General features: G+C 69.3%; 7 protein-coding genes. 2 read left to right on the forward strand and 5 right to left on the reverse strand.

Features of this window, described 5'->3' with window-relative positions; translation table 11 throughout:
* Positions 1-38 precede the first annotated feature (38 nt).
* The gene (locus C3486_RS04145; RefSeq protein ID WP_103831159.1) at positions 39-479 is read right to left on the reverse strand and encodes a VOC family protein; all 441 of its coding nucleotides are present in this window, start codon (positions 477-479) and stop codon (positions 39-41) included.
* 180 nt (positions 480-659) lie between these two features.
* Here C3486_RS04145 and C3486_RS04150 point away from each other — a divergent pair, with 180 nt between their 5' ends.
* Positions 660-1,139 (forward strand): VOC family protein, encoded by a 480-nt coding sequence (locus C3486_RS04150; protein ID WP_103831160.1) that lies wholly within the window; start codon positions 660-662, stop codon positions 1,137-1,139.
* Positions 1,140-1,490: 351 nt separating this feature from the next.
* Positions 1,491-2,207: a DUF4232 domain-containing protein gene (locus C3486_RS04155; protein WP_258052577.1), complete on the forward strand. Its 717-nt coding sequence runs from the start codon at positions 1,491-1,493 to the stop codon at positions 2,205-2,207.
* A gap of 131 nt (positions 2,208-2,338) precedes the next feature.
* Here the strand turns inward: C3486_RS04155 and C3486_RS36890 are convergent, their stop codons facing one another.
* The 4 genes from C3486_RS36890 to C3486_RS04170 form a co-directional block, all read right to left on the reverse strand.
* A complete protein-coding gene (locus C3486_RS36890; protein WP_146074955.1) occupies positions 2,339-2,560 on the reverse strand; it encodes a hypothetical protein in 222 nt (73 codons plus the stop codon).
* Positions 2,561-2,687: 127 nt separating this feature from the next.
* A complete protein-coding gene (locus tag C3486_RS04160) occupies positions 2,688-4,277 on the reverse strand; it encodes an AMP-binding protein (protein ID WP_103831161.1) in 1,590 nt (529 codons plus the stop codon).
* A gap of 717 nt (positions 4,278-4,994) precedes the next feature.
* Positions 4,995-5,636: a GTP cyclohydrolase I FolE gene (gene folE / locus C3486_RS04165; RefSeq protein WP_258052578.1), complete on the reverse strand. Its 642-nt coding sequence runs from the start codon at positions 5,634-5,636 to the stop codon at positions 4,995-4,997.
* A gap of 1 nt (position 5,637) precedes the next feature.
* On the reverse strand, positions 5,638-5,964 hold the full coding sequence (locus C3486_RS04170) for a hypothetical protein (protein WP_258052579.1): 327 nt from the start codon (positions 5,962-5,964) through the stop codon (positions 5,638-5,640).
* Between the last annotated feature and the right edge of the window lie 36 nt (positions 5,965-6,000).

Consider the following 6,000-nt stretch of genomic DNA (forward strand, 5'->3'; position numbering starts at 1 on the left):
GACGAAAACGGCGGAACGGCTGGACGGCGGAACGCTCCTCAGCTGAGCTGTTCGGCCAGTCCGACGATGATGCCCTCGGGACCGCGTACGTAACAGAGCCGGTAGCTGTTCTCGTACTGGGCAACCTCGCCGACGAGTTCGGCGCCATGGGTGCGCAGGCGCGCAACGACGTCGTCGATGTCGTCCACGGCGAACATGACGCGGCGAATGCCCAGTGTGTTCGTGGGCGCGTCCTCCGGGCCGGCGCTGACGGCCTTCGGCGTGTGGAACTTCGCCAGCTCGATGCGGCCGGGGCCGTCCGGTACCCGCAGCATGGCGACGTCCTGCCGTACGTCGTCGAGCCCGATGACACGCTCCACCCAGCGCCCCTCGACGGGCCCTTTGCCCTCCAGCTCCATGCCAAGCTCGACGAAGAACGAAACAACCGCGTCGAGGTCGTCGACAACGATGAGAACGTTGTCCATCCGCTGGATCGCCATGCCGAGTCTCCTCGATGCCGTACGGCCAGGACGGCCGCATCCGCTCTTGGGGCGGAGCCGCCGGGGTGGCACCTACCCCTGCCCCTGGGACGGAGCCGCCGGGGGTGACGCCTGCCCCTGGGACGGAGCCGCCGGGCAGTTCTCGACATCCTCTCCCACTCCTTGTTCAAGAATGGGCGAATGACTGGCTTCTACCATGTGTGTTTCGTCGTCCCGGACATCGAGCAGGCGATGCGCGACTTCCGGCGCTCGGCTGGGGTCGAGTGGAGCGACCCGGTGTCCGACCGGATGGGTGAGTGGGACTACCGCATCGTCTTCAGCAGGGGCGGTAGCAGGGGAAGCAGCAAGGGTGGGCCTCCGTTCATCGAACTCATCACGGGACCCGCAGGCAGCCCCTGGGACGCGTCCGAGGGCGCCAGGTTCGATCACATCGGCTTCTGGTCCAGCGATGTCACGCAATCCTCCCGGCGACTGGAGAAGGAAGGCATGCCCGTCGACTTCTCGGGCTGCCCCTACGGTCGGCCGTTCGCATATCACCGTATGGACAGCATCGGGGCCCGCATCGAGTTCGTCGACGTCAGCCGACAGGCCGCCTTCCTGAGCGGATGGCACCCGGACGGCGACCCCATGCCCGCCGTTGACGAGATCCCCAGAGGCTGAACGTCGCTGACCGAGAAGCTGAACGCTTCCTCTCCACCTCACTTCGCCTCATCTCCCTGCCTCCCCCCCCGGGTCCCGCCCCCGCCCCCGCCCTCCCCGCCCCACCCTCATCCCACCCCCAGCCCACCCACTCTCCATCCCCTTTGAGCGCTCCTGGGGCCCGATCTTGAGTGGCCCCGGGACCGCCGCCAGCTCGAGGTACGCGACTGGCCAGGCCGCATGCACCGTGCACCGTGCACCGTGTTAGCCGTCCGTTAGCGAAACGCCAACAAGATCTCCGAAGCTGATTGTCGACAGGGCGTGCCGAGCGTCGCGTCCGGCTGAAGCAGTTCCATCCACGGGGGAGCAACCATGCGCAAGAACCTCATCCGTACGACCACCCTGGCCGCGATGGCGGCGGCCACCGTCTTCGCGCTGAGCGCCTGCGACAACGGCGGGGCCGAGTCCGCCGGCGTCTCGTCCTCGCCCAGTGCGGCGGGGGCCGCGGATCAGGGGCAGGAAGCTGATGGCGGCGCGGGTGGCGATGGCGGCGGTTCCGGTTCCGGTGGCTCCTCGGCTGGGGCGGACGGTGGGAAGTCGACGGGAGGCGGCGCGTCCGGCAACAACGGCAACGCTTCCGTCGGCGGCGGCAAGGATGGCAAGGGCGGCTACGGACAGGTGTGTGGCGCCAACGACCTGAAGTGGAGTGCCAAGTCCGAGACTCAGGCCGGCGGCTACGTGCTCATCTCGGTGACGGCCAAGTCGGGTATTACCTGCACGCTTCCGGCCGCTCTCCCGGTGGTGGCGTTCGGGTCCGACGGTACCGAAGCGGGCCCGGCCGAGCAGGCCGTCGGTGAGCCGGTAAAGCTGAGCGGCGGTACCACGGCGTACGCCGGGGTGAACCCCAAGACGACCAACACCGATGACGGCAAGGAGCTGGAGGAGATCATCGTCTCGGTGAGCAAGGACGACCGGACCGACCCGGTCAGCCTGCACACCGGCCCCATCACCGTCGACAGGCCGATCGTCACCAACTGGCACACCACACCCCAGGACGCCGTTCCCGGCGATGGCGTGGACAGCCACTGACCACAACAGCACCTGCGCCTGCGGCTGCGCCTGGAACTGGAACTGGGGAGCTTGTTCGGTATATCGCGGTATGTCAACGCCCGTGGGTCGGCTCCCATGGGCGTTGGCGCGTACATTCCGCCCGCGGCGCGCTACCCCTTGGCCGGCTCGGCGCCCGGCCGCTTGACGATGTGATCGCCGACCTCGACCGACTTCCAGAGCCGACGGTCGATCCGGACCTTTATGGACTCGCCGTCGGCGAGGTTGATCTCGACGAAGTGGTACATGTTCGAGCCGTCGAGCATGCCCCGGGACTTATCGGTGACGACGCCGTCCCAGGAATCTTCCCGTCCGGCTTTGCGTGATTTGAACATGATGGGAGTCTACGAGCGCCGACGGTCGCCCCTGCAGAGTCATCAGTAGCCTCTCGAAGATGACATATGTCATGCCTCAGCTCGCAGCGGCGCTACCCCCATGCGGCGGTTGGCAATGGGCCCAGCGTCATCGAAGAGGAGCAGCAGGCCCGGATGCGGACTGGGCGCGAGGTACCGGTCCAGCAGTCGCCAGCGTCGTACGCAGCAGCTCGATGTCGGGCTTGTCCGCCGGGGTGAGCGGGAGCTCGGTGAGTAGGTGGATTGCGTCGGGCGCGCACAGGCGGCCCTTGTGCGTGCTGACGAAGCCCCGGATCTCCTCCGGAGTGGGGGAGTGCCCGGCGGCGGGCACGATGGCCGCGTGGATGCGTTCGGTCTCGTCGGCATCGCGGGCACCGAAGACGGCGCACTGGGCGACTGCCGGGTGGGAGAGGAGCAGTTCTTCGACTTCGGTGGGGTGGACGTGCCCGCCCACGACGATGATGACGTTGTCCCGTCGGCCGACGACGAAGAGGTAACCGTCCTCGTTGAGCGTGCCGATGTCTCCGGTACGCAGCCATCCGTCGCGTAGCACCTTGGCGGTGAGTTCGGGCTGCCGCCAGTAGCCGGACATCACGATCGGTGACCGTACCTGGATCTCGCCCTCCTCACCCGGCGGCAGGGTCCTGCCCTCTTCGTCGCGGATGGCGACGTCGACGCCGGGCAGGGGGCGGCCGACGGTGATGCGGCCGCCGGGACCGGTGATGGTGTGCTCGTGCGGTCGTGCCTCGCTGATGGCCGGTGCCTCGCTCTGGGCGTACCAGCCGTAGAGGATCGGGCCGAAGACGTCGGCTGCCTGCCGCAGGCGAGCGGCCGAGGAGGGCGAGCCGCCGTAGGTGATCCGGGTGAGGCTGGAGAGGTCGGTTGCGGGCAGGTCGGGGTGGTCGAGGAGCTGGTGCAGCTGGGGCGGCAACAGCCATACGTGGGTAATGCGTTCGCGTGCGATCGCGGCGAGTACGGCCCCCGGTTCGAAGGAGTGTTGCAGGACCACGGAACCGCCCTGCATCAACGTCTTGTCGGTGAGGAAGCCGGCGAGTCGGCCGAGCGGAGTGCAGGCCAGATAGCGGGGCGGATCTCCCGCGTCGGCGATGGGGAAACCGACGCCCCTCGCGTACGGTCCGTGAGTGGTGCGGATGCCTTTGGGTACGCCAGTGGTTCCGCCCGTGTGCTGGATGTACAGGTCGTCTTCCGGGCCGACCGGTGAGGTGAAGGCGTGCGGTTCGCGCCGGGCGGCGGCCGCCAGGACGTCCTCCCCGAAGGGGTTGGGGCCCAGCCCGAGTACGGCGGGCGCCGCGAGCAGGGGCAGCAGGCCCTTCGCCGTCGTGTGCCGGGTGGAGTCGATGAGCAGCAGCGTCGTCTCGGTGCTCTCGGCGAGGCGGGCGAGTACGGCGGGGGCCAGGCCGTTGTGGAGGTGGACGACCCGGGCACCGGCGAGATGCGCGGCGTACCGGGCCGTGAGCGCCTCGGGGGTGTTGCCGGTGAGCAGGGCAACGGTCGTACCCGGTCCGAAGCCCCGTTCGGCCAGCTCCCGGGCCAGCCGGTACGTGTGATCACGCAGCTCGCCGGCGGTGACGTGCAGCCCGCCGTCAGCCGTGAGAACGGGACGGCCGGGGGTGGCGGACAGCAGGTCGAGCAGGGCGTTGGGGTAGCTGCGGAACGCGGGGGCGGGACCGTCGGGCATGCAGGACTCTTCTTCTCGTGGGATTCCAAGATCCGGGTTCCGGGATCTCGGGGACGCCTGTACCTGCCTATGAACTATCCGGGGCGGTGGTGGCTCAACCGTACGGCCGTTGCGGTGCTGCGGCGGCTCAACCGCTGCACCGCAACGGCCGTACCGCGGCGACAGCATCCGACGGCCACCGAGACGGCCACATCATGGCGGGGTGCCGCGTCGACGCGCCCGGTTGCCTGGTACGGGCACGGCCCGCCGGCTGCTATAGTTGATCTTGCGCAGGCCGCCGGAAGCCCGGACGGTTTGCCCGGCGTTGGTGGTCCAAGGAAAGACGCCCCGCTTCCTGCGGGGAGATGCAGGTGCAAGGCCTGCCCAGCGCTCCACCGGAACCCCGTCCCTCCACAGAGGGGCGGGGTTCGTTGTCTTTGGGCGCTTGCCCGGGTGTTGTCGCTGCTGGTTGCCGGCTGAGCCTGCCTCGTACTTGTCGGCTGAGCCTCGTACGGGGCTGGTACATCGGCACACCGGGCCGAATGGCCGGGCCCCGGAACACCGGGCCAGAAGGCCGGGGTTCGGGAACCCACGCTCCGCTCCGAAACGCCAACACCCACCCGGTGGGCCCGCAAGCAACATGCAGGCCCACCAGGTATTCCACTGCGCGGCGCCCTCCCCGGCCGGCCAGCCCGGGAGGCCGGCCAGCCAGGCAGGCCGGTCAGCCGGGCAGGCCGGTCACCCCGGAAGGCCGGTCAGGGTGAGAAATTCGCTGCGGGAGCGGGCGTCGGTACGCAGCAGGCCCAGCAGGGTGGAGGTCATCGTGGTGGTACCGGTGGCCTGGACGCCGCGCAGGGTCATGCACGTGTGCTCGGCCTGGATGACCACACCGACACCCTTGGGCTCCAGCTGGGTCTGCAGCCAGTCGGCGACCTGCTTGGTGAGTCGCTCCTGGACCTGCGGGCGGCAGGCGAAGTGTTCCAGGATGCGGGCGAGCTTGGACAGCCCGAGGATGCGCTGACCAGGGAGGTAACCGATGTGCGCGGTGCCGACGAAGGGCAGCAGATGGTGCTCGCACACGGAACGGAGCGGGATGCTGCGGGCGAGGACCAGTTCGTCGTACCCCTCGTCGTTGGGGAAGGTCGTCAGGTCGAACGGGCGCGGCGTGAACAGTTCGGCGTAGGCGCGGGCCATCCGGCCGGGCGTGCCCCGCAGGCTCTCGGAATCCGTACTGATGCCGAGGGCCTGCAGGAACTGCGCGGCGGCCTGCTCGGCGGCTGCCAGGTCCCTCTCCTGACCGACGGGGGAGACCACACGCAAGGCAGCCGCCTGGGGTATCGGCTCGGCCTGCTGGGGGAGGGCGGTGGAGTGCGGTGACATGTCAGCTGCCTCCGACGCCCAGGGCGGACAGCAGGACGAGTACCACCGTCACCACGGCGAACAGCCCGTGGGCCAGGACCACGGCGACGGGGAAGTGCCGCTCGGCGGGTACGGCCTGCTGGGTGCCGGCCGGCTGCCCGGCGCCTGCCGGGGCCGTGGCGTGGGCGCGGTACACGGGGAGCCAGCGCGCCAGCATGACGAAGCCGAGGAGCGCGACGGGCACGAGCAGGATGAAGGAGGTCCAGGCCAGTGCGTCCTTGTCGGCGACGAGGTAGATGATCCACACGACGAGGCCGATCGCGGCCAGCGCGAAGTGACCGAAGATCACCGGGACCGAAGGTGGCTGTTACCGCTGCGGGCGCCG

Source organism: Streptomyces sp. Ru73 (assembly GCF_002920575.1).
Lineage (GTDB): Bacteria > Actinomycetota > Actinomycetes > Streptomycetales > Streptomycetaceae > Streptomyces.

Excerpts from the sequence above, each read along its gene's own strand:
- C3486_RS04145 (WP_103831159.1), bottom strand. The coding sequence starts at position 479 with ATGGCGATCCAGCGGATGGACAACGTTCTCATCGTTGTCGACGACCTC.
- C3486_RS04150 (WP_103831160.1), top strand. The coding sequence starts at position 660 with ATGACTGGCTTCTACCATGTGTGTTTCGTCGTCCCGGACATCGAGCAG.
- C3486_RS04155 (WP_258052577.1), top strand. The coding sequence starts at position 1,491 with ATGCGCAAGAACCTCATCCGTACGACCACCCTGGCCGCGATGGCGGCG.
- C3486_RS36890 (WP_146074955.1), bottom strand. The coding sequence starts at position 2,560 with ATGTTCAAATCACGCAAAGCCGGACGGGAAGATTCCTGGGACGGCGTC.
- C3486_RS04160 (WP_103831161.1), bottom strand. The coding sequence starts at position 4,277 with ATGCCCGACGGTCCCGCCCCCGCGTTCCGCAGCTACCCCAACGCCCTG.
- folE (WP_258052578.1), bottom strand. The coding sequence starts at position 5,636 with ATGTCACCGCACTCCACCGCCCTCCCCCAGCAGGCCGAGCCGATACCC.